This is a genomic window from Streptomyces sp. NPDC028722 (assembly GCF_040637655.1).
In the GTDB taxonomy this organism is placed as follows: Bacteria; Actinomycetota; Actinomycetes; order Streptomycetales; family Streptomycetaceae; genus Streptomyces.
In genome coordinates this window covers 39,539-60,718 of the sequence record NZ_JBEZWU010000026.1, presented here as the reverse complement: position 1 = coordinate 60,718, position 21,180 = coordinate 39,539, and the positions used below count along the sequence as shown (strand labels likewise).

The window sequence follows — 21,180 nt, the reverse complement described above, 5'->3', positions numbered from 1 at the left end:
CACTGTCGGACACCGTCCCGAGGGGGAGATCACGACATGGCACCACAGCGATTCCACGAGCAGTTCGAGCACATCCGGCGCTCCCTGCCGGACGTCCCCCTCACCATGGGGCCCGACGACACCCCCGGCCTCCTCTACGAGAAGGGTGTCGTCCTCGTCCGGGGCGGCGAGGACGCCCGGTTCGTCGAGGACGCCGTGCGCGCCCACTTCACCGAGACCCCGGGTCTCGTCCCCGACCACGTGGGCCGCGTGGACCCGCCGGCGGACCGCACCGGCGTCACCCGCGTCCGGGTCGGCGACCCGGCCGGGGGCGAGGACACCGTGCCGCACGCCCTGCGCGCCGTACGGGCGGCCGAGCGGCGCCGGGGCCGCCGGCTGGCCGGCCGCAACCACGTGCTGCACATCGCGGTCAACGCCTGCCCCGGCGACGAGCCCGTGCCCGCCCCGCGCACCGAGGCCGCCAACCCGGCCGTCTCCGGGGCCCGTCACGACCCGGCCACCGCCGTCGGCGTCCTCGTGATCGACACCGGCCTGGTGCACGACCACCTCGCCTACCCGCCGCTCGCCCACACCACCGGCGACGCCCAGCTGATCGAGACCGACGGCGACGGGGTCCTCCACCAGTACGTCGGCCACGGCACGTTCATCGCCGGGATCCTCGCGGCCCTCGCGCCCAACACCGACATCACCGTCCGGGGCACCCTCAACGACGCCGGTGCCGTGCTGGAGTCCGAGTTCGCCGGCCGGCTCTTCGAGGCCGTCGACCGGGACGGCTGGCCGGACATCATCAGCCTCTCCGCCGGCACCCCCGGCGCGGACACCGACGGCCTGATCGGCCTCGACACGTTCATGCGGGAACTGCGCGAGCGGCGCACCCTGCTGGTCGCCGCCGCCGGCAACAACGGCAGCGACACCCCGTTCTGGCCCGCCGCCTACGCCGCCCTGCCCGAGTACGCGGACTGCGTGCTCTCGGTCGGCGCCCTGCGGGCGGACGGCGAGTCGGGGGCCTGCTTCACCAACCACGGCCCCTGGGTGCGCGTCCACGCCCCCGGCGAGCGCCTCACCAGCGCCCTCACCGGCTTCGTCACCCCCGTGCCGTACGTCTACCAGCACTCCACCTACGACGACTGCCGGTTCGGTTCCGACTACGCCTGCACCTGCCAGTACCCGCGCCACACCGGCGTGCTGAGCGAGGGACGGGAGAACACCGGCGGCAAACCCGACCAGGTGATGTTCGACGGCCTCGCGCAGTGGAGCGGCACCTCCTTCGCCGCACCGGTGGCCGCGGGACTCGTCGCCGCCCGGATGACGGCATACGCCGAGCGCGACCCGCGGGTGGCCGCCGCCCGGCTGCTGGCGGCCGGCACCCACCGGGCCAAGGTGCGCGGGGCGCACGTCCGCGCGCTCCGCCCGCCCACCTGGCGCCCTGTCCGCACCGTGATCCCGGCGCTGCCCGCATGACGGCCGGAACCCTCCGCTCCGCGGCGTACGATGACGTGCCGTACACAAGGGGTGGAGCCGTGGACCGAGGAGAGGTCGGCGCGCTGGTCCAGTCCGCCGTCGACGGGGACGCCGCGGCCTGGAAGGCGCTGGTGGAAGGGATGAGTCCGCTGGTGTGGTCGGTCGTGCGCGCACACCGGCTCTCGGACGCCGACGGGCACGAGGTCTTCCAGACCGTGTGGTTCCGCTTCGCCCAGCATCTGGGCCGCATCCGGGAACCCGACAAGACCGCCGCCTGGCTGGCCAGTACCGCCCGCCACGAATGCCTGAAGGTGCTCAGGCAGCTGACGCGGCTCACTCTCACCGACGATCCGCAGCTGCTCGACCGGGCCAGCCAGGACCGGACGCCGGAGGAGTCGCTGATCGACACCGAGGAGGCGGCGGACCGGGCCGAGCGGATCCGCCGGCTCTGGCAGGAGCTGGACTCACTGGGTGAGCGCTGCCGGCAGCTGCTGCGCGTGCTGATGGCATCGCCCCCGCCCAGCTACGGGGAGATCTCCGCCGCCCTCGGCATCGCGGTCGGCAGCATCGGCCCGCTGCGCCAGCGCTGTCTGCGCCGGCTGCGGGCCCGGATGGACACACGGGGTGCGCTGTGAACGACGACGAGCTGCGCCGGGAAGCGGCCCCGGACGACGACGGGTACGCGGACACGCTCCTGGAGGAGGAACTGCGCCTGGCCGCCGCCGTCCTGGACCCCGTCCCGGCCGAACTGCTCCAGAACGCGCTGGACGCCTACGCCCTGCACGACCTGGACGCCCGGCTCGCCGAGCTGACCTTCGACTCGCTCGTGGACGCGCTGCCGGTCCGGGGCGGCACGGACGCGCCGCGCATGCTGACGTTCCGGGCGGGCGAGGTGACCGTCGACGTCGAGGTCACCGCCGACGGGCTGATCGGCCAGGTGCTGCCGCCGCAGCCGGCCCGGATCGAGGTGCTCGGCGGCCCCCGGGCCCCGCGCCCGGTCGCGGCCGACACCCTCGGCCGGTTCACCAGCGACACTCGGCCGGCCGGCCCGTTCGCCCTGCGGCTGCGCGCCGGCGCGGAGGTGATCGTCACCGAGTGGCTGCGGGCCTGACCCCGCTCACCGGGTCACGGGGCAGGACCTGGACTACAGGGCGTCGACGAGCGTGGCCAGCGCAGAGGCGAGCCGGTCCAGGCCCGGCCCGGCGGGGCCGCCCGGCTCGGTCATGTAGACGTCCCGCCGGATCTCCACCATCAGCGCGCCGACCCGGGCGTCGGTGCCGTAGAACTCCAGCGGTACGTACGTCCCCGCGAACGGGCTGTCCAGTCCGGTCTCCCCGCACCCGGCGAACGCCCGGCGCGCGGCCTCGGTCAGCGCCGGCGGGGTGTGGAAGGAGTCCGTGCCCAGGCACACCGGCGGGCGCGGCCCGGCCCCGTGCAGCTCGTAGGGGAGCGGCGCGGCCGGATACGAGTGCACGTCGATGATCACGGCCCGTCCGGTGGCGGCCAGCCGTCCGGCGACCGCCTGAGTCATGGCCTCGGCGTACGGCCGGAAGTAGCGGGCGAGCAGCGGCTCCGGGTCGGTGTCCGCGGGCCGCAGCTCACCGCGGTGCGTGGTCCGCGTGTACACGGCGCCCATACCGGCGGCGAGCATCTCCTCCCGCTCGTCGGGGAACCGCTCCGGGTCCACGACCAGCCGCGACAGGCGGTTCACGAACCGCCAGGGACGGACCCCGGCGAGCGCCGCGGCCCGCTCGGCGATCTCGGCGGTGTGCGCGTCCGTGATGTGGTCCAGCTCCCGCTCCAGTCCCGCGTCGTCCAGCAGGATGCCGCCGCGTACGTCGTCGGGTACCGCCCGCGCGGAGTGCGGCACGTGCAGCAGGACGGGCGAGCCGGCGGCGCCGGGCAGGAGATCGAAGGAGGGCACGGGCGGCTCCCGGGGGTGGTGGGCAGTGGGTACGGCTCCGCCCCGGCCGGGTGGTGCCGGCCGGGGCGGAGCCTACGGCGACTGGGGCGACCGTCGGGTCGCGAGCGTCAGCTCAGCGACGCCAGCGCCTCGTTCCAGGTGGCCGACGGGCGCATGACCGCGTCCGCCTTGGCCTGGTCGACCTGGTAGTAGCCGCCGATGTCGACCGGGGAGCCCTGGACGGCGTTCAGCTCGTCCACGATCCGCTGCTCGTTCGCGGCGAGGGTCTCGGCCAGCGGCGCGAACGCCTTGGCCAGGTCGGCGTCGTCGGTCTGCCCGGCCAGCTCCTGCGCCCAGTACAGGGACAGGTAGAAGTGGCTGCCGCGGTTGTCGATGCCGCCGACGCGCCGGGTCGGGGACTTGTCCTCCTCCAGGAAGGTGGCCGTGGCGCGGTCCAGGGTGTCGGCGAGGACCTTGGCACGGGTGTTGCCGGTGGTCTCGGCGAACTGCTCGAAGGAGGGGACGAGCGCGAAGAACTCGCCGAGGGAGTCCCAGCGCAGGTAGTTCTCCTTGACCAGCTGCTGGACGTGCTTCGGCGCGGAGCCGCCGGCGCCCGTCTCGAACAGGCCGCCGCCCGCCATCAGCGGGACGACCGACAGCATCTTGGCGCTGGTGCCCAGCTCCATGATCGGGAACAGGTCGGTCAGGTAGTCGCGCAGCACGTTGCCGGTGACCGAGATGGTGTTCTCGCCGCGGCGGATGCGCTCCACCGACAGCTTGGTGGCCTCGACCGGGTCGAGGATCCGGATGTCGAGACCCTCGGTGTCGTGCTCCGGGAGGTACTGCCGGACCTTGGCGATCAGCTGCGCGTCGTGGGCGCGGGTCTCGTCCAGCCAGAACACGGCCGGGTCGCCGGTCGCGCGGGCACGGGTGACGGCCAGCTTGACCCAGTCGCGGATCGGGTCGTCCTTGGTCTGGCAGGCGCGGAAGATGTCGCCCGCGGCGACCGGCTGCTCGATCAGCACGTTGCCGGCCCGGTCGGTCAGACGGACGGTGCCGGCGGCCGGGACCTCGAAGGTCTTGTCGTGGGAGCCGTACTCCTCGGCCTTCTGCGCCATGAGGCCGACGTTCGGGACGGAGCCCATGGTCGACGGGTCGTAGGCGCCGTTGGCCCGGCAGTCGTCGATGACGGCCTGGTAGACGCCGGCGTAGGAGGAGTCCGGGATGACGGCGAGGGCGTCGTGCTCCTGGCCGTCCGGGCCCCACATGTGGCCGGAGGTGCGGATCATCGCCGGCATGGAGGCGTCGATGATGACGTCCGAGGGCACGTGCAGGTTGGTGATGCCCTTGTCGGAGTCGACCATGGCGAGGGCCGGGCCCTCGGCGATCTCGGCGTCGAAGGAGGCCTTGATCTCGGCGCCCTCGGGCAGCTTCTCCAGACCCTTCAGGATGCCGCCGAGGCCGTCGTTCGGGGTGAGGCCGGCCGTCTTGAGGGTCTCGCCGTACTTGGCGAACGTCTTCGGGAAGAAGGTGCGCACCACGTGGCCGAAGATGATCGGGTCGGAGACCTTCATCATCGTGGCCTTCAGGTGCACGGAGAACAGGACGCCCTCCTCCTTGGCGCGGGCGACCTGCGCGGCGAGGAACGTGTTCAGCTCGGCCACGCGCAGTACGGAGGCGTCGACGACCTCGTCCTTGCGGACCGGTACGGACTCGCGCAGCACGGTGGTGGTGCCGTCCTCGGCGACCAGCTCGATCCGCAGCTCGCCGTCCTCGGCGATCACCACGGACTTCTCCGTGGAGCGGAAGTCGTTCTCGCCCATGGTCGCCACGTCGGTGCGGGACTCGGTGCTCCAGGCACCCATGCGGTGCGGGTGCGCCTTGGCGTAGTTCTTCACCGAGGCCGGGGCGCGGCGGTCGGAGTTGCCCTCGCGCAGCACCGGGTTGACGGCGGAGCCCTTGACCTTGTCGTAACGGGCGCGGATGTCGCGCTCCTCGTCGGTCCTGGGGTCGTCCGGGTAGTCCGGCAGCGCGTAGCCCTTGCCCTGGAGCTCGGCGACGGCGGCCTTGAGCTGCGGGATCGACGCCGAGATGTTCGGCAGCTTGATGATGTTGGCGGCGGGGGTCTTGGCCAGCTCGCCCAGCTCGGTCAGCGCGTCGGGGACGCGCTGGTCCTCGGTCAGGTACTCCGGGAAGACGGCGATGATGCGCCCTGCCAGCGAGATGTCGCGGGTCTCCACGGGCACACCGGCCTGCGAGGCGTACGCCCGGATCACCGGCAGGAACGAATGCGTCGCCAGGGCCGGGGCCTCGTCTGTGTAGGTGTAGATGATGGTCGAGTCAGTCACCGGGTGCTCCGCTCCACGTCTGCAACATTGCTCGACATCAAGATATCTCGTGACCGGGGTCGGTGGGACAGGGGTCCTGGCCGGAAAACTCCCCGCCGCCCATCTCGCGCGCGATCCAGCGGCATATCACGTCCACCACGTACAAGTGTTCGATACGGGTCAGCTCCCGTCCGGCGGGGATGCCGTGCCACCGTGCGAGGCAGCTCCGGCAGCAGGTGGCGGTGGCGTGCTGGGCCACGAACACCGGATGCCCGCGGTACGGCGTCTGCTTGCCGTCCTTGTACGGCTCGGCCGGCGCCAGTCGCTTGGCGACCAGGTCGTACGCGTGCCAGCGGAGGGTCGCCGGCCCCTTCAGCGCGGCGGTCGCCCGGTCCCGGCCGCGCAGGCGGAAGCCCGCCCGGAAGGGTTGCCGGGCGAGCGCGTCCAGCCGCCGGTCCAGGGAGCGGAGCGCGCGGGCCCGGTCCTCGTCCATCACCGGCCCCCGCCGGCTCAGGCCAGCAGCCGGCGCTTCTGGCTCTCGAACTCCTCGTCCGTGAGGACTCCCTGCGCCTTGAGGTCGGCCAGCTGCTTGAGCTGGTCGATCCGGTGGCTCATGTCGTCGGCGGTGGAAGCGGAGGCGGGAGCGGCGGCGGGGGGTGCGGCGGGCGGGGGCGGCGGGGCCTGTTGCTGCTGCGCGTACTGCTGCTGGTCGTACGTCTGCTGCTGGTCGTAGTCCTGCTGCGCCCAGCGGCCCGCCTGCCGCCGGGAGACCCGGTTGGACACGGCGGTGGCGGTTCCGGCGACGACGGCTGTGCGTGCGACGCCCCGAAGCAGTCCGGGCATGTCGGTCATCTCCCAAGTCGATCGATGCGCCGGCCGGTGCGGGACCGGCTCAGGCGGCTGCGGAACCGCCGGGCGGCACGGTGTCCTCCATGGCGTCCAGGGAGGCGAGCAGGGCCTGCACGGGGATGCGGCCGCTCGCGACGAGCTGCCCCCCGCTGCGCCGCAGCGCTCGGGCCAGCGGAGCGGCCCACAGGTTCTCGTACACCAGCACCGCGGACGCGTTGCCGGGTTCCAGGGCGTGGGCGGCCTCCTCCAGGTCGCTCTGGTCCAGCACGCCGGACGAGGCTCCTTCGAAGACGGACAGATCCACCTCGTCACCGAGATCCTTCAGTTCCAGCGCGACGACCGAGCCGTCCGTCTCCTTGCGTACGAACGCCAGGTCGATGACGCGGATGATGCCGCGCTCGGCGAGATCGACCAGCAGCGGGAACGCCTCGCCCGTCATGCGGTTCCCGGGGAACTCGATGACCAGGTAGTCGACGGGTCCCATCTCTTCGACACTGTCCATGGCCACTCCTCATCGAAACCGGACAAGAGCCGGGCAAGAGCCGGACAGGAGCCGGGGCCGTCGCCCGTCCGGCCGTACCGTCGCCCTGGCAGCGCCTTCGCGGCCGATGGCCGGCAGCCCCCGCCTGCCATTGCAGCACGCGGTCCCGGCCCCCGCACGTCCGCGCCCGTGAGCACGGCGGGCCCGACGGCGGCCCGGTGCGAGGTGTGGTGCGTCTTCTCCGTCAGCCGCGCGGACGACACCTGCCCGTCCGCGTGAGCCGCCCCGGCCGCCCGCCGGGGTGCCGCCGGCGGGCTCACCCCCCACTCTGGACGCAGCGAACGCTGGCAGTGCGGACAGAGGCAGCGAAGGGAACATCGTCATGCCGTGCCCGGAACCCTGATGGCGGCGGACGGGCGTGCCCAGCGGCTGATGGCCCGGGCGCGGTCGGCGCACCGGCGGGCGGAGAGCCGCCTGCCGGTGCTCACGCACCTTGCGGACCGCATGGTGGCCGTGAACATCTTTGACTCCGCCACCCGTCTGGCCGCGCAGTGCTTCCTGACCGCGGTCCCGCTGCTCTTCGTGGTCGCGGCCTACGCCCCGCCGGGGGTGCGCCACCAGCTGGTCGACTCCGTGCAGGCGGTGTTCGGGCTGTCCGGGACGGCGAACACCGAACTGGAGCGCGTGCTCCAGCCCACGACGAACGATCTCCAGCAGGCCACCGGCGTGGTGGGCGCCCTGATGGTGCTGCTGTCGGCCACCGCGGTCAGCCGGGCGCTGCAACGCCTGTGCAAGCGCGCCTGGGAGATCCCCCGGGCGGGCACCAGGGTCGCCCTCTGGCGGTGGCCGGCCTGGCTCCTCCTGTGGCTCGGTGTCCTGGTCCTCCAGGGACCCGTGCGGGACGGGTTCGGGGCCGGCGTCTGGCTGGGCGCCCCGCTCACGCTCGTCGTCCAGACGGGCCTGTGGTGGTGGACCCAGCATCTGCTGCTGGGCGGACGCATCGGCTGGCGGCCCCTGCTGCCGGGCGCCGTGATCACGGCGGCCGTCCTCACCGCGATGACGGTCACCGCCCGCCTGTACATGCCGCACGCGCTCGACCGCGCCATGACCGAGTACGGCCCCGTCGGTTCCGTGTTCGTGCTGCTCTCCTGGCTGATCGTGGTCTGCGTCGCGGCCACCGTCAGCGTCACCGCGGGCGCCGTCCTGGCACAGGAGCCCTCCCTCGCCCGCCGCCTGGGCAGCCCGCCGCCCCTGCGCGACGGCCGCCCGCCCGACGCCTGACGGCCCGCCGGGGCGTGCCCGGCGTCGTCCGTCCGGTCCACCCGGCGTGCGACCGGGCCACGGAGCTGAGGCAATGGGCCGTGTCCAGGCACCTACCGCGCCGGGAGAGCCCCGTGACCGAGCCGACCGACCCGCACCCGCCGGACCCGGACCCGGACCGAGACCGGAACCGGAACCGGTCATCGGACCCGGACCGGTCCTCGGACGCGGACCCGAAGCGGTCCTCGGACCCGGACCCGGACCCGGACCCGGACCCGGACCCGGACCCGGACCCGGACCCGTCCCCGGACCCGTCCCCGGATCCGGGCCGGACCCCGCAGGACCGTGCGGCCACCGCTCCCGGCGGTACGGGGCGGCCACCCGGCGGGAAGGCCGGCGGAAACGCCGCCGGTGCCGCCGGCCGCACGGCGCGCAGCGTGGCCTCGGCCCTGCTCATCGTTCTCGCCTGCGTTCTCGTCCCGGTCGCCCTCATGGCCACCTGGGTGCACGACATCGCACTCGACACCGACCGCTACGTCTCCACCGTCGCGCCCCTCGCCACCGACCCCGCCGTCCAGGACGCCGCCGTCCACCGCGTCACCGAGGCCGTGGACACCCACGTGAACGGCGCGCAGGCCGCCGCGGACATGGCCTCCTGGCTGCGGTCCCAGGGCCTGCCGCCGCGCGCCGCCGACGCGATCCGGGGGCTGGGGCCGCAGCTCGACTCCGCCGTCGACCAGTCCGTCACCAGGATCGCCACGCGTGTCGTCGAGAGCGACGCCTTCGCCGCGGTGTGGCGCACCGCCAACCGCGCCGCCCACAACGCCGTCGTGCACGCCCTGACCGGCAAGGGGCGCGGGGCGGTCGGAGTCAGCGAGGGCACGGTCACCCTGGACGTGGGCACGGCCGTCGACCGGGTCAAGAAGGAGCTGGTCGACGCGGGCCTGAAACCCGCCGACAAGATCCCGCAGGTGAACAAGGAGTTCGTGCTGTTCCAGTCCGACCAGCTCGCCAAGTACCGCAAGGCCGCGCACCTCCTCGACATCGTCGGGAACTGGTTCCCGGTGCTGGTCGTCGTCCTCGGCGCCGCCGGAGTGCTCCTGGCCCACCGGCGCCGGCGAGCCCTGGTACGCACCGCGCTGGGAGCCTCCCTCGCCTGTCTGGTGGTCGCCGTCGCCCTGGTCGTGGCCCGCCACTACTACCTCGACCACCTGCCGCGCCAGGTCCAGTCCGAGGCCGCCGCCGCGGCCGTCTTCGACACCCTGCTCCGCTTCCTGCGGGTCAGCCTGCGGACGGCCGTCGTCCTGGGCGTCGTCATCGCCCTGGGCGCCTATCTCATCGGGCCGGGCCGGCTGCCCGTGGCGATCCGGGGCGCGTCCGACCACACGGCGGACTCCGCGGCGCGGTGGGCGGCGGGCCACCACATCGGCACCGGGCAGGTCGGCGCCTGGACCCTGGCCTACCGCCGGTGGCTCACCCTGGCCGCCCTGCTGGTCATCGCGTTCGTCTTCGCGCTCTGGAACCACCCGACGGTTCTCACGGTCCTGCTGCTGGTCCTGGTCCTCCTCGGCATCCTGGCGCTGCTCGCCCTGCTGGCGGCCACCGCCCGCGTCCAGGCCCCCGCGGCAGGCGGGCGGACGCGTCCGCCCGGCGACGAGCACTGACGGCGGCACCCGCCCCACCGGCGATTCTGCGCCGGGCGGGCACCCGTGCGCGGCCCCGCCGGTCCCGCGCGAACTGCGCGGGGGCCCCGGGACTGGGATGCTGATCGAGTGGAGTCCTCTCCACGGTCCGACGGACAGGTGGTGACCCAGTGTCCGAGAGGCAGCACAACGCCCCGGGGCCGGCCGTCGCGTACGTCGACCCGCTGGGCGAGCCGTTCCTCCAGACCCGGTTCGCGGTACCGGCCAGACCGGCCACCTTCCTGCGCCGCCCACGGCTCGCCGCACACCTCGACCAGGCCTTCGACACCCCGCTGACGATGGTCGACGGCTCGGCCGGCGCGGGCAAGACCCTCATGGTCGCGGACTGGGCCGCCGGGCTGCGCCGGCCGGTCGCCTGGCTGACGGGTGAGCCGGGGGAGCAGGGCTGCGGGATGTTCTGGGCCTATGTGCTCCAGGCCCTGCGCGCCGTCGGCGTGCCGCTCCCGCCCGGCATCGGCTGCCCCGGGGACGCCGGCCGGGTGGAGCACCGGCTGCTGGTCCGGCTCGCCGACGCCCTCAGCGGGCGCGAGCGGCCCGTCGTCCTCGTGCTCGACGACTCCGACCGGATGACCTCTCCGCCGGTCGCCGAACAGCTGGAGTTCGTCCTGCACCACGCCGGAGCGGGCCTGCGCCTGATACTCGTCTCCCGCACCGAGCCGCTGCTGCCGCTGCACCGCTACCGGGCGGCCGGAGCCGTCACCGAGATCCGGGACGCCGAGCTGGCCTTCACCGAGGAGGAGGCCGCGGCACTCCTGGAACTGCACGGACTGCGGCTTCCCGCGGAGGCCACCCGCGCCCTGGTGAAGCGCACCGGGGGGTGGGCCGCCGGGCTGCGCCTGAGCGCCCTGGCCGCCGAGCGGAGCCCGGACCCCGAGAGGTACCTGAAGGACTTCGAGGCGGGCCGCAGCACGATCGCGGACTACCTGCTCGCCGAGGTGCTCAAGCGGCAGACGGCCCGCACGCAGGACCTCCTGCTGCGGGTCAGCGTCACGGACCGTTTCTGCCCCGCTCTGGCCGCCGAGCTGACCGGCCACGGCGGTGCGGAGCCGATCCTCACCGCGCTGCACAGCCAGAACGCGTTCGTGGAGGACCTGGGACAGTCCTGGTACCGCCTGCACCCCCTGTTCGGGGAGATCCTCCGGGCCCATCTGCGGGCCCGCTCGCCCGGGCTGGAACCGGAACTCCACCGGCGTGCCGCGCGGTGGCTGCGGGCCTCCGGCCTCATCCCCGAGGCGCTGGCGCACGGCGCCGCCGCGGGCGACTGGAACTTCACCGCCCGGGCCCTCGTCGACGACCTGGCGATCGGCCAGCTGCTGGGCGGACTGCGCGCGGACGGCCTCACCGAGCTGTTCTCACCGATGGGACCCGAGGTCACGAGCGCGGCGGCGGACCTGGTGCGCGCCGCCCGCGACCTGTCCGAGCGCGAGGTGGACCGGGGCCTGGCCCATCTGCGCCGGGCCGAGGAGCACCTGGCCGCACAACCGTCCGACGCCGCGCGACCGTCCGACGCCGCGCTCCGGCTGAGCTGTCTGCTGCTCCAGACCCTGGGGGCCCGGCTGTCCGGGTCGCCCGGCACGGCAGAGCAGGCCGTGGCAGCCGCCGGGGACCTGCGGGGCGAGGTCTCCGCCCGGCTGCTGGAGAAGCATCCCGAACTCACCGCCCTCCTGCTGACCCACCTGGGCTCGGCCCGGCTGTGGGCCGGCCGCTTCGACGACGCGCGCGCCGCGCTGTCCGAGGTGGCCTCGGGCCCGGGCGGGGCGGCGACCGCGCTGCCCCGGGAGGACTCCCTCGGACAGCTGGCCCTGATCGACTACCTGGACGGCCGGCTCTGCCGGGCCGAGCGCACCGCGCTGGCGGCCCTGACCGGGACGGAGACGTCCGGCGCGGGCCACTCCCGCTCGGTCGGCGAGGGCCTCGGCCGGCTGGTGCTGGCGGCCGTGGCCGTGGACCGCGGCGAACTCGGGCGGGCCCAGACCCTGCTGGACGAGGCGGCCGACCGCGGCTCGCCGCGCGATCCGGTGACGGCCACCAGCCGGTCCCTCGCGACGGCGGGACTGCTGCTGGCCCGGGACGAGCCCGTGGCCGCCGCGGCGGCGGCCGTCCCCACCGTGCCGGCCCTTGTGGCCTCCCCCTGGGCGGAGGTCCGGACGGCGCTGATCGCCTCCGCGGCCCATCTGGCCGAGGGCCGTCCGGACAGTGCCGTCAAGGTCCTCGACGACGTCTCCTGCGCCGATGAGCCCGCGTACGCGGCCGACATCGCCTGGGCCCAGCTCGCCGCCGGGAACCGCGAGGCGGCCATCGGCCTGCTCGACCGGGCCGGGACCGGTGACCGTACCGGCCCGCGGACGACCGTCCGGGCCGCGCTGGTGCGCGCCCGGGACGCCGAGGAGGCGGGGGACACCGCCACCGCCCGCAAGCAGCTCGCCCATGCCCTCCTGGAGGCCCGGCGGGAGCGGCTGCGGCGGCCCTTCCTCGACGCCGGGCCCGGTATCCGGCGCCTCCTGGCCTCGCCGTCCCTCCAGGGGCTGGCCGCGGGCTGGCTCACGCCGGCCGGCTCCGGCCCGCGGGACGGCCCGGGACCGGACGCGTACGCCCCGTCCCTCGTCGTGGAGGAGCTGAGCGGGCGCGAGCGCGAGGTCGTGGGCGGGCTGGCCGACATGATGTCCACGGAGGAGATCGCCGCCCACCTGTACGTCTCCGTCAACACGGTGAAGACCCACCTCAAGAGCGTCTACCGCAAACTCGGGGTGAACGGACGCGCCGACGCGGTACGCCGGGCCCGCGAGCACGGGCAGATCTGACCGTCCGCCGGGCGGGCGTCCGCGGCCGGCGGGGACCGCGTGGCCGGCATGGCGGTGCCACGAGTGCACAAGAAAGGCGGCGGCGATGTCCTCGACCGACCGGGCCACGGCCCCCGAACGCCGGACCGGGCGCCGCTCCCACGCCGACTACACGGGCGCCGTGTACGGGTCCATGCTCGCCGCGTCCGTGGTGATCGGCGCCTCCGGCCTCGGTGAGTTCCCCCGGCTGGAGCTGGTGCTCCTGCTGCTGGTCACCGGCCTGGTCTTCTGGATCGGGCACGTCCACGCCCACCTGTTCGGGGCCCGCCTCGCGCAACGCTCCCTGGACCGGCCGACGGTGCTGCGGGTGTGCCGCGAGGAGTGGCCGATCGTCGAGGCGGCAGTCCCGCCGGCCGTCGCGGTGGCCGTCAGCCCGCTGTTCGGCCTGGGCGTGCAGGGCGCGGGCTGGCTGGCGGTCGGGGTGGCCGTGGCCGGTCAGGTGGGCTGGTCCGCGGTGGGCGCGCGGCGGGCGGGCGCGTCCTGGCGTCTGGTGGCGGGCGCCGCGGCGGTCAATCTGCTGCTCGGCCTGGCGATCATCTCGTTCAAGATCGTCGTCACCCACTGACCCGCCGCACCGGTCCCGGGGGGCGGGTCACCTGCGCCGGGTGAGGCCCCGCGCGGCCGGACGGAGCAGGATCACGAGGAGACCGCAACCGGCCCGCGGCGGGAGAAGGCCACATGCGCTACGAGATCCGTGTCGATGGACACATGTCGGAGACCATGGCCCAGGCCTTCCCGGAACTCGAGCGGGTGCTGATGTCCGGGCAGACGATCCTGTTCGGTCCCGTCATCGACGAGGCGCACCTCTACGGGCTGCTCAACCGCTGCCAGTCGCTCGGGCTGCGGGTCGTGGAGATGCGGCAACTGCCGGAGTGAACGGCGTCCCGGCCCGGCGCCGCCCTCCTTGCCGTGCGGTCCGCCCACGGCTCACCCCCTGCCCGGGCCGCACCGCGAGGATCACCCGCGGTGGGTGATCCGGCGCCCCGTCGCCCCGGCCATGCTGTTGAGCCGAGGGGCCGTGTGCCGTCCTGCCGGGGATCGGCGGACGGTCCGGTCAGGGACACGCGAGGAGGAGCCATGACCGAGTCGCGTGGACAGGCGCCGCGCTCCGGACAGTCGTATCTGTCCGGCGGGACGGCCACCGGCCCCACCGAGGCCATGACGGTGATCGCCCGCTCCTGGACCTGGACCCTGGGAGCGGCGGTCGTCACGCTCGTACCGGGCGTGCTGATCCTCGTCTGGCCGGACGAGACGCTGCACGTCCTGGCGGTCATCATCGGGCTCTGCCTGCTGCTCAACGGCGCGTTCCGGTTCGTCACGGCGTTCGCGCGGGATGAGCACGGGGAACGGCTGCCCGGGCTGCTGGCCGCGGTGCTGTACGTCCTGGCCGGCGTGCTCTGCCTGCGCAACCCGTTGCAGACCATCGCCGCCCTGTCACTGATCGTCGGGCTGGTCTGGCTGGCGTCCGGCGTCCTCACGCTCTACACGGCGATCGCCGTCCGGGAGCTGCCGCACCGGGGTGTCGTCCTGGGGGCCGCGCTGCTCGGCATCGTCGCCGGGATCGTGGTGCTGGCGCTGCCCGCCGAGTCGGCGCGCGCGCTGACCCGGCTGCTCGGCCTGTGGCTCGTGCTGCTGGGCCTGGTCGAGCTGGGCGTCGCCTTCGCCTGGCGGGCCGCCCTGCGCAGGAGCGGCGGCACCCTGCCGGGCGCGCCCGGCCCGACGGCCTGACCCCGCGCACACGCTCACCCGCTCCGGGTGAGGACGCGCCCGGCTCGCCGTGTGCACGCTGAAAGCGGCAGAAGCCGGCTCGGCGAACCGTACGTGCCGGCGCACCGGACGGAGGAGAGACATGAGCGCGCAGAACTACCTCGCGTACGACTATCCACTGCTGAGCGCCTTCTGGACCATGCTGGTGTTCTTCCTGTGGATCCTGTGGTTCGTCCTGCTGTTCCGGATCATCGTGGACATCTTCCGCGACGACGACATGAACGGCTGGGCCAAGGCCGGCTGGACGCTGTTCGTCGTCGTGCTGCCCTTCCTGGGCGTCTTCGTCTACCTGATCGCCCGCGGCAAGGGCATGGGCAAGCGCGAGATGGCGGAGGCGCGCGCCCGGCAGGAGGCCCTCGACTCCTACGTACGCCAGACCGCGCAGTCCGGTGAGGCACGGCCCAGCCACGCCGACGAACTCGGCAAGCTGTCCGAGATGCGCTCCCGCGGCGACATCACCGACGACGAGTTCCGCAGGGCCAAGGAGCTGGTGCTCACCGGCGCCGGCCCGGCCCGTCCCTCCGACACCGTGCCCACCGCCTCCGGGCGCTGAGCGGCCCCCACGACAACGAATCGAGGACTCCGTATGACCGCCACACATCCCACCGGTGCCCACACGCGCTCCGCCAAGCAGGCGTGGGCGGGCGGCCTGACATCCTTCGCCGGGGTCATGCTGTCGATCGCCGGACTGCTCGGCGTCTTCCGGGGCATCATGGCGATCGCCCACGACGACGTCTTCGTCTCGACACCCAACTACGTCTTCAAGTTCAACCTCACGAGCTGGGGCTGGATCCACCTGGTCCTGGGTGTGATCGCGGTGATCGTGGGCTTCGGTCTGCTGGGGCGGGCGACGTGGGCACGCGTGTCCGGCGTGGTCATCGCCGGGCTGGTCATCATCGCCAACTTCCTCTCGCTGCCGTACTACCCGCTGTGGTCGATCGTGCTGATCGCGCTCTCCGGGTTCATCATCTGGGCGCTCTGCGTTCTCGAGGACGACGACCTCGCCACAAGTCCGTAGCGGGGGAGGGGAGGAGACACGATGGACAGGTACCCGCCCATAGCGGAGCACGGGCTGGTGGGTGACCTCCAGACGGCGGCCCTGGTGTCGTCCGGAGGGACCGTCGACTGGTGGTGCACCCCCCGCTTCGACTCGCCCAGCGTCTTCGCCTCGCTGCTGGACAGCGAGCGCGGCGGACACTGCCGGCTCGCCGCGGACGGCCTCGACGGCAGCGTGTCGGTCCGGCAGCTGTACCTGTCCGACACGGCGATCCTGATCACCCGGTTCATGGGGCCGGGCGGAGTCGGCGAGGTGGCCGACTTCATGCCCCCCGTCGACTCCCCGGCACCCACCGACCGGCACCGTCTGATCAGGGTCGCCCGGGTCCTGCGGGGCAGCCTGCCCTTCGCCTTCACGTGCAGGCCGCGCTTCGACTACGGGCGGGCCCCGCACTCGCTCGACGTCACCGACGACCACCAGGCCGTCCTGCGCGGCCCGGGCACCGACCTGCACGTCCAGTCCACCACCGGGGCCGTTCTGCGGGCCGACGGCTCGGACGTCACCGCACGCTTCACCCTCGGCGCGGGACAGGCCGCCGCCTTCGTGCTGACCAGCGCGGCCGGCGACGCCCCCGCTCCGCGCGTCCCCGTGCTGCCCGAGATCGCCGAGGACATCGAGCAGTGCCGCCTGTTCTGGCTGTCCTGGCTGCGCTCCAGCACCTACCACGGCCGCTGGCAGGACATGGTGAACCGGTCGGCCATCACCCTGAAACTGCTCACCTACGCGCCGACGGGGGCGCCCATCGCCGCCGCCACCATGGGACTTCCCGAACAGGTCGGCGGCGAACGCAACTGGGACTACCGCTACACCTGGATACGGGACGGCTCGCTGTCCGTGGGCGCCCTGACCGACCTGGGCTTCAAGGCGGAGGCGTACGCCTTCCGGCGCTGGCTGCGCGACCGCGTCGAGGCCGGCGGCACCGCCTCTGGCGACCCCTTGCAGATCATGTACCGCGTGGACGGCGACCCCCACCTGGGCGAGGAGGCCCTCGACCACCTGGAGGGCTACCGGGGTTCACGGCCGGTCCGGGCGGGCAACGCGGCCGTCGACCAGCTCCAGCTGGACATCTACGGCGAGGCTTCGGACGCCCTGTCGGTCGGCGGTGACATCGGCGCGGTCCGCGGCTGGAAGGCGATGAGCGGCGTACTGGACTGGCTGGCCGACAACTGGGACCGGCCGGACGAGGGCATCTGGGAGACCCGGGGCGGGCGGCAGAACTTCACCTACAGCCGGTTGATGACCTGGGTCGCCTTCGACCGGGGCATACGGGCCGCCACCGACTTCTCCCGCCCCGCCGACACCGCCCGCTGGACAGCCGTCCGGGACGCGGTCTTCCACCAGATCATCGAGCGGGGCTGGCACGACAAGCGGCAGGCCTTCGTCCAGCACTTCGACACCGACGTCCTGGACGCCTCGCTGCTGCTGATGCCCCGGGTCGGGTTCCTCTCCCCGCGCGACCCCGACTGGATCAGCACGCTCGACGCCATGGACGGGGAACTGGTCAGCGACAGCCTGGTCTACCGGTACGACCCGGCGGCCTCGCCCGACGGACTGCGCGGCTCCGAGGGCACGTTCAACCTGTGCAGCTTCTTCTACGTCGAGGCCCTCGCCCGCAGCGGCCGGCTCCACCAGGCCCGGTACGCCTTCGACAAGATGCTCACCTACGCCAACCACGTCGGCCTGTTCGCCGAGGAGATCGGTCCGTCGGGGGAGCAACTCGGCAACTTCCCCCAGGCGTTCACGCATCTCGCCCTGGTCACCGCCGCCATGGCCCTCGACGAGGAACTGGGCCGGGCCACGACGGGCACCGAGGCCGGCACGGCCAGGCATCCCGCCATCCAGGGCCTCACGACCCCCACCGAGGTCACGGGGGAGGGGACCGCGGGTGACTGACAGGGCCGGCCGGACACAGCCGCCGCCGGAGCAGCGGCGGATACTCGCCGCGCTGGCCCTCGCCCAGTTCATCTGTAGCTTCGCCGGCTCCAACATGAACGTGATGATCAACGACATCAGCAAGGACCTCGACACCAGCGTCCAGGGCGTCCAGGTGGCCATCACCGTCTTCCTGCTGGTGATGGCCGCGCTGATGATCCCCGGCGGCAAACTGACCGACCGCTACGGCCGCAAGCGCTGCTTCGTCGTCGGACTCCTCGTCTACGGCGTCGGCGCGCTGCTGAGCGCGGTGTCCCCGGGGCTCGGTGTCCTCATCCTGGGCAACTCCGTCCTGGAGGGCGTCGGCACGGCACTGCTCATCCCACCCGTCTACATCCTCACCACGCTCCTCTACCCGGATCTGACCTCCCGCGCCCGCGCGTTCGGGATCATCATGGCGCTGGGCGGCATCGGGGCCGCGGCGGGACCGCTGATCGGCGGGCTCATCACCACCGGCATCAGCTGGCGCGCGGCCTTCGTGTTCCAGGCGCTGGTGATCGCGGTGATCGTCTGGCTCAGCCGCCGCATCGAGGACCCCCTGCCCCCGGACCCCACCCGTTCCTTCGACACCTCCGGAGCGGTCCTGTCCGCGACGGGCCTCGTCCTGGTCGTCATGGGCATCCTGGCGGCGGACAACAACCTCTGGCTGATGATCGCCCTGATCGTCCTCGGCATCCTCGTCCTCGCCTGGTTCCTCCGCTCGTCGGGCGCCAAGGAACGGGCCGGCAAGGAACCGCTGCTCTCGCTCGGCCTGTTCCGCAATCGCACCTCCAACCTCGGGCTGATCACGCAGAACGCCCAGTGGCTGCTGCTCATGGGCACCTCGTTCACGGTGGCCGCCTACCTCCAGGTGGTGCGCGGCTACGACGCCATCCAGACCGGCGTGATCTTCACGGCGGCCACGCTCGGGCTGCTCGTGACGTCGCTGTCCGCAGAAGCGCTGGCACGGCGGCGGTCCCAGCGGACGCTGATCACGACCGGCTTCGTGATCGCCGTCGCGGGTGTCGGGGTACTGGTCGGCCTGGCCGGCAGTTTCTCCACGGCCTGGGCGTTCGCGCCCGGACTGCTCCTCGTCGGGCTCGGCCTGGGCCTGATGCTGACGCCGTCGGTGAACGTCGTCCAGTCGAGCTTCCCGGAGGAGCGGCAGGGCGAGATCTCCGGCCTGTCCCGCAGCGTGTCCAACCTCGGCTCGTCCTTCGGTACGGCGATCGCCGGGACCATCCTCGTGGCGGGACTCTCCAAGGGCGCGTACGCCGTCGCCATGATCACGCTCGCGGTGATCGGCCTGGGCGGCCTCGCCGCGGGGGCCCTGCTCCCGCGGACCCCGGCCCCGGCCGCGGCCCGCGACACCCCGGCCGGCGCACCGGGGAGCCGGACGTAGGGTCAGCTCCGGTTCCGGCCGCCGTCGACCACGGATCGGCTCCGGGACGAGGGCTACCTGCCCCCGGCACAGGGTTGCTGCTTCGTGGCCGGCTGCGCATCCTGCTGGCATGCGCTTCTCCGTCAACATCCCGAACTTCGGTGACTTCGCCGACCCCCGCAACGTCGCGGCCGTCGCGGCTGCTGCCGAAGACGCAGGCTGGGACGGGCTCTTCGTCTGGGACCACGTCCTGCATCGACAGCACCGGGGACGCCCCTTCGCAGATCCCTGGATGCTGCTGACCGCAGCCGCGCTGGCCACCTCCCGGATCCGACTCGGCACACTGCTGACGCCGGTCCCCCGATACCGTCCGCAGCAACTGGCCCGCCAAGTGGCCACCCTGGACCACCTCAGCGGCGGCCGGGTGATCTTCACCGCCGGCCTGGGCGGTCCGGTCGAGGACGAGTACCGCAGCTTCGGCGACGCCGCCGAGCCACACGTGCTCGCCGAGCGGCTGGACGAGGGACTGGAGCTGTTGGGCCGCTTCTGGTCCGGCGAGCCGGTGGACCACCACGGTCGGCACTACGAGGCCCGGGACGTGGCGCTGCTGCCCGCCAGTGTGCAACGGCCCCGCCCGCCGGTGTGGATCGGCGGGTTCTGGCCGCGTCGTGCGCCCATGCGGCGGGCAGCGCGGTGGGACGGCGCGGCGCCCCTCTTCGAGACGGCCTCGCACGGTCATGTGCCGGCCGTGGCGGAGGTACGCGACCTGGTCGGCTATGTGCGCGAACACCGTACAGCCGGGAACGAGCGCCCCTTCGAGTTCGTGCTCGGCGGTGCCACGCCGCCGGACGCGGCGAAGGCCGGAGATGTGATCGGTCCCCTGCGCGACGCCGGTGCCACTTGGTGGGACGAGCGACAGGTCCAGACCGGCCCCGACCTGGACCGCCTCTCCCCGGTGCTGCGCCGCGTGGAGGCAGGGCCGCCCGTGGTCTGACCAGCCGTGCGCCGCTGTGCCGGGGTTTCGCCGCGATCCCGTCCTACTCGGTCCGGAAGGACTCCGGGGTCATCTCCTCGGCGCTGCGCTGCTGCGGGATCACCACCGCGCCCTGCTGGAGGGACACCGTGCGGGTGGGAGCCGGGATGCGGATGCCCTCCTCGCGGTAGCGGCGGTGCAGGCGCTTGATGAACTCGTGCTTGATCCGGTACTGGTCACTGAACTCGCCCACACCGAGGATCACCGTGAAGCCGATCCTGGAGTCGCCGAAGGTGTGGAAGCGGATGGCGGGTTCATGGTCGGGGACCGCGCCCGCGACGTCCTTCATGACCTCCGTGACCACCTCCGCGGTCACCCGCTCGACGTGCTCCAGATCGGAGTCGTAGCTCACGCCCACCTGCACCAGTACGGTCAGCCCCTGCTCCGGGCGGGTGTAGTTAATCATGTTGGCCTTGGCGAGCTGGCCGTTGGGGATGACCACCAGGTTGTTGGAGAGCTGGCGGACCGTCGTCTGACGCCAGTTGATGTCGACGACGTAGCCCTCCTCACCGCTGCTCAGCCGGATGTAGTCGCCCGGCTGGACGGTCCTGGACGCGAGGATGTGGACGCCCGCGAAGAGGTTGGCGAGCGTGTCCTGCAAGGCCAGGGCCACGGCCAGACCGCCCACACCCAGGGCGGTGAGCAGGGGCGCTATCGAGATGCCGAGGGTCTGGAGGACGATCAGGAATCCGATCGCCAGGACCAGCACCCGGGTGATGTTGACGAAGATCGTCGCCGAGCCCGCCACGCCCGAACGGGACTGGGTGACCGTACGCACCAGGCCGGCGACGACCCGGGCCGCGGAGAACGTCACCACGGCGATCAGCCAGACCTGGAGCCACTGGTCGGCATGGTGCTGGACGGCTCCGGTGAGCGGCAGCACCGCCGCTGCCGCCGCCGCGCCGCCCGCGATCGCCGCCCACGGCACGACCGAGCGCAGCGCGTCCACGATGACGTCGTCACCGCTCCAGCGGGTCCGCTTGGCGTGCCCCGCGAGCCAGTGCAGCAGGGTGCGCGACAGGAAGGCGAGCAGCAGGCCCGCCCCCAGGGCGATTCCGGCGAGGACGAGGTCGTCCAGGGTCGGTGTGCGGTTCACCGGTCACCCCCCGGGCACGGAACCGCTACGGAAGGCCTGCGGGGAAGTCTCGTCACGTTGCCACCTGCTCGATGTCCGGGATGTGCGACCGCGCCGGCCCCGGAACTCCGG

General features: G+C 73.2%; 20 protein-coding genes. 14 read left to right on the top strand and 6 right to left on the bottom strand.

What is annotated here, in order from left to right:
- Positions 1 to 36: 36 nt before the first annotated feature.
- Genes AB0F03_RS30355 through AB0F03_RS30345 form a run of 3 tightly spaced genes read left to right on the top strand, consistent with a single transcriptional unit; the run spans position 37 to position 2,572 of the window.
- Complete coding sequence (locus AB0F03_RS30355; protein ID WP_361997610.1) at positions 37 to 1,461, top strand: S8/S53 family peptidase; 1,425 nt, start codon at positions 37 to 39, stop codon at positions 1,459 to 1,461.
- Positions 1,458 to 2,096, top strand: coding sequence for a sigma-70 family RNA polymerase sigma factor (locus AB0F03_RS30350; protein WP_361997608.1), 639 nt, complete (start codon positions 1,458 to 1,460; stop codon positions 2,094 to 2,096). Before AB0F03_RS30355 ends, AB0F03_RS30350 begins: the two co-directional genes overlap by 4 nt.
- Positions 2,093 to 2,572, top strand: coding sequence for a hypothetical protein (locus AB0F03_RS30345; protein WP_361997607.1), 480 nt, complete (start codon positions 2,093 to 2,095; stop codon positions 2,570 to 2,572). The genes AB0F03_RS30350 and AB0F03_RS30345 overlap by 4 nt, the downstream gene beginning before the upstream one ends.
- 33 nt (positions 2,573 to 2,605) lie before the next feature.
- On the opposite strand, the gene AB0F03_RS30340 is transcribed toward AB0F03_RS30345, so the two are convergent.
- The 5 genes from AB0F03_RS30340 to AB0F03_RS30320 all read right to left on the bottom strand — a co-directional run bounded on the left by AB0F03_RS30340 (position 2,606) and on the right by AB0F03_RS30320 (position 7,042).
- Positions 2,606 to 3,385, bottom strand: a complete 780-nt coding sequence (locus AB0F03_RS30340) for an N-formylglutamate amidohydrolase (RefSeq protein WP_361997605.1) — start codon at positions 3,383 to 3,385, stop codon at positions 2,606 to 2,608.
- A 107-nt stretch (positions 3,386 to 3,492) separates the two neighbouring features.
- Positions 3,493 to 5,712 carry an NADP-dependent isocitrate dehydrogenase gene (locus tag AB0F03_RS30335; protein ID WP_361997603.1) on the bottom strand — a complete coding sequence of 740 codons (2,220 nt, stop codon included), beginning with the start codon at positions 5,710 to 5,712 and terminating at the stop codon, positions 3,493 to 3,495.
- Between the two features lie 37 nt (positions 5,713 to 5,749).
- Positions 5,750 to 6,184 (bottom strand): DUF4186 domain-containing protein, encoded by a 435-nt coding sequence (locus tag AB0F03_RS30330; protein ID WP_361997601.1) that lies wholly within the window; start codon positions 6,182 to 6,184, stop codon positions 5,750 to 5,752.
- Between the two features lie 17 nt (positions 6,185 to 6,201).
- Positions 6,202 to 6,534 carry an SHOCT domain-containing protein gene (locus AB0F03_RS30325; RefSeq protein WP_361997697.1) on the bottom strand — a complete coding sequence of 111 codons (333 nt, stop codon included), beginning with the start codon at positions 6,532 to 6,534 and terminating at the stop codon, positions 6,202 to 6,204.
- Between the two features lie 49 nt (positions 6,535 to 6,583).
- Positions 6,584 to 7,042, bottom strand: coding sequence for a DUF6325 family protein (locus AB0F03_RS30320; RefSeq protein WP_361997600.1), 459 nt, complete (start codon positions 7,040 to 7,042; stop codon positions 6,584 to 6,586).
- A gap of 366 nt (positions 7,043 to 7,408) precedes the next feature.
- Here AB0F03_RS30320 and AB0F03_RS30315 point away from each other — a divergent pair, with 366 nt between their 5' ends.
- The 11 genes from AB0F03_RS30315 to AB0F03_RS30265 all read left to right on the top strand — a co-directional run bounded on the left by AB0F03_RS30315 (position 7,409) and on the right by AB0F03_RS30265 (position 19,934).
- Entirely contained in the window at positions 7,409 to 8,302 is an 894-nt protein-coding gene (locus tag AB0F03_RS30315) for a YhjD/YihY/BrkB family envelope integrity protein (protein ID WP_361997598.1), read from the top strand.
- A gap of 113 nt (positions 8,303 to 8,415) precedes the next feature.
- The gene (locus tag AB0F03_RS30310; protein WP_361997596.1) at positions 8,416 to 9,945 is read left to right on the top strand and encodes a hypothetical protein; all 1,530 of its coding nucleotides are present in this window, start codon (positions 8,416 to 8,418) and stop codon (positions 9,943 to 9,945) included.
- A 149-nt stretch (positions 9,946 to 10,094) separates the two neighbouring features.
- Positions 10,095 to 12,785, top strand: coding sequence for a LuxR C-terminal-related transcriptional regulator (locus tag AB0F03_RS30305; protein ID WP_361997594.1), 2,691 nt, complete (start codon positions 10,095 to 10,097; stop codon positions 12,783 to 12,785).
- Between the two features lie 85 nt (positions 12,786 to 12,870).
- On the top strand, positions 12,871 to 13,389 hold the full coding sequence (locus AB0F03_RS30300; protein WP_361997592.1) for a hypothetical protein: 519 nt from the start codon (positions 12,871 to 12,873) through the stop codon (positions 13,387 to 13,389).
- Positions 13,390 to 13,502: 113 nt separating this feature from the next.
- Entirely contained in the window at positions 13,503 to 13,700 is a 198-nt protein-coding gene (locus AB0F03_RS30295; RefSeq protein WP_361997590.1) for a hypothetical protein, read from the top strand.
- Positions 13,701 to 13,901: 201 nt separating this feature from the next.
- Positions 13,902 to 14,552 (top strand): HdeD family acid-resistance protein, encoded by a 651-nt coding sequence (locus AB0F03_RS30290; RefSeq protein WP_361997588.1) that lies wholly within the window; start codon positions 13,902 to 13,904, stop codon positions 14,550 to 14,552.
- 121 nt (positions 14,553 to 14,673) lie between these two features.
- Positions 14,674 to 15,144 (top strand): SHOCT domain-containing protein, encoded by a 471-nt coding sequence (locus AB0F03_RS30285; protein ID WP_361997586.1) that lies wholly within the window; start codon positions 14,674 to 14,676, stop codon positions 15,142 to 15,144.
- 33 nt (positions 15,145 to 15,177) lie between these two features.
- On the top strand, positions 15,178 to 15,609 hold the full coding sequence (locus tag AB0F03_RS30280; protein WP_361997584.1) for a hypothetical protein: 432 nt from the start codon (positions 15,178 to 15,180) through the stop codon (positions 15,607 to 15,609).
- Between the two features lie 21 nt (positions 15,610 to 15,630).
- On the top strand, positions 15,631 to 17,541 hold the full coding sequence (locus tag AB0F03_RS30275; protein ID WP_361997582.1) for a glycoside hydrolase family 15 protein: 1,911 nt from the start codon (positions 15,631 to 15,633) through the stop codon (positions 17,539 to 17,541).
- Complete coding sequence (locus tag AB0F03_RS30270) at positions 17,534 to 18,961, top strand: MFS transporter (RefSeq protein WP_361997580.1); 1,428 nt, start codon at positions 17,534 to 17,536, stop codon at positions 18,959 to 18,961. Before AB0F03_RS30275 ends, AB0F03_RS30270 begins: the two co-directional genes overlap by 8 nt.
- A gap of 109 nt (positions 18,962 to 19,070) precedes the next feature.
- A complete protein-coding gene (locus tag AB0F03_RS30265; protein WP_361997578.1) occupies positions 19,071 to 19,934 on the top strand; it encodes an LLM class flavin-dependent oxidoreductase in 864 nt (287 codons plus the stop codon).
- A 43-nt stretch (positions 19,935 to 19,977) separates the two neighbouring features.
- Here AB0F03_RS30265 and AB0F03_RS30260 read toward each other — a convergent pair whose 3' ends face one another.
- Complete coding sequence (locus AB0F03_RS30260; protein ID WP_361997576.1) at positions 19,978 to 21,069, bottom strand: mechanosensitive ion channel family protein; 1,092 nt, start codon at positions 21,067 to 21,069, stop codon at positions 19,978 to 19,980.
- Positions 21,070 to 21,180: the final 111 nt, after the last annotated feature.

Coding starts and splice junctions, on each gene's coding strand:
- AB0F03_RS30320 (WP_361997600.1), bottom strand. CDS start 7,042: ATGGACAGTGTCGAAGAGATGGGACCCGTCGACTACCTGGTCATCGAG.
- AB0F03_RS30275 (WP_361997582.1), top strand. CDS start 15,631: ATGGACAGGTACCCGCCCATAGCGGAGCACGGGCTGGTGGGTGACCTC.
- AB0F03_RS30280 (WP_361997584.1), top strand. CDS start 15,178: ATGACCGCCACACATCCCACCGGTGCCCACACGCGCTCCGCCAAGCAG.
- AB0F03_RS30295 (WP_361997590.1), top strand. CDS start 13,503: ATGCGCTACGAGATCCGTGTCGATGGACACATGTCGGAGACCATGGCC.
- AB0F03_RS30330 (WP_361997601.1), bottom strand. CDS start 6,184: ATGGACGAGGACCGGGCCCGCGCGCTCCGCTCCCTGGACCGGCGGCTG.
- AB0F03_RS30265 (WP_361997578.1), top strand. CDS start 19,071: ATGCGCTTCTCCGTCAACATCCCGAACTTCGGTGACTTCGCCGACCCC.
- AB0F03_RS30350 (WP_361997608.1), top strand. CDS start 1,458: ATGACGGCCGGAACCCTCCGCTCCGCGGCGTACGATGACGTGCCGTAC.
- AB0F03_RS30285 (WP_361997586.1), top strand. CDS start 14,674: ATGAGCGCGCAGAACTACCTCGCGTACGACTATCCACTGCTGAGCGCC.
- AB0F03_RS30290 (WP_361997588.1), top strand. CDS start 13,902: ATGACCGAGTCGCGTGGACAGGCGCCGCGCTCCGGACAGTCGTATCTG.
- AB0F03_RS30355 (WP_361997610.1), top strand. CDS start 37: ATGGCACCACAGCGATTCCACGAGCAGTTCGAGCACATCCGGCGCTCC.
- AB0F03_RS30325 (WP_361997697.1), bottom strand. CDS start 6,534: ATGCCCGGACTGCTTCGGGGCGTCGCACGCACAGCCGTCGTCGCCGGA.
- AB0F03_RS30300 (WP_361997592.1), top strand. CDS start 12,871: ATGTCCTCGACCGACCGGGCCACGGCCCCCGAACGCCGGACCGGGCGC.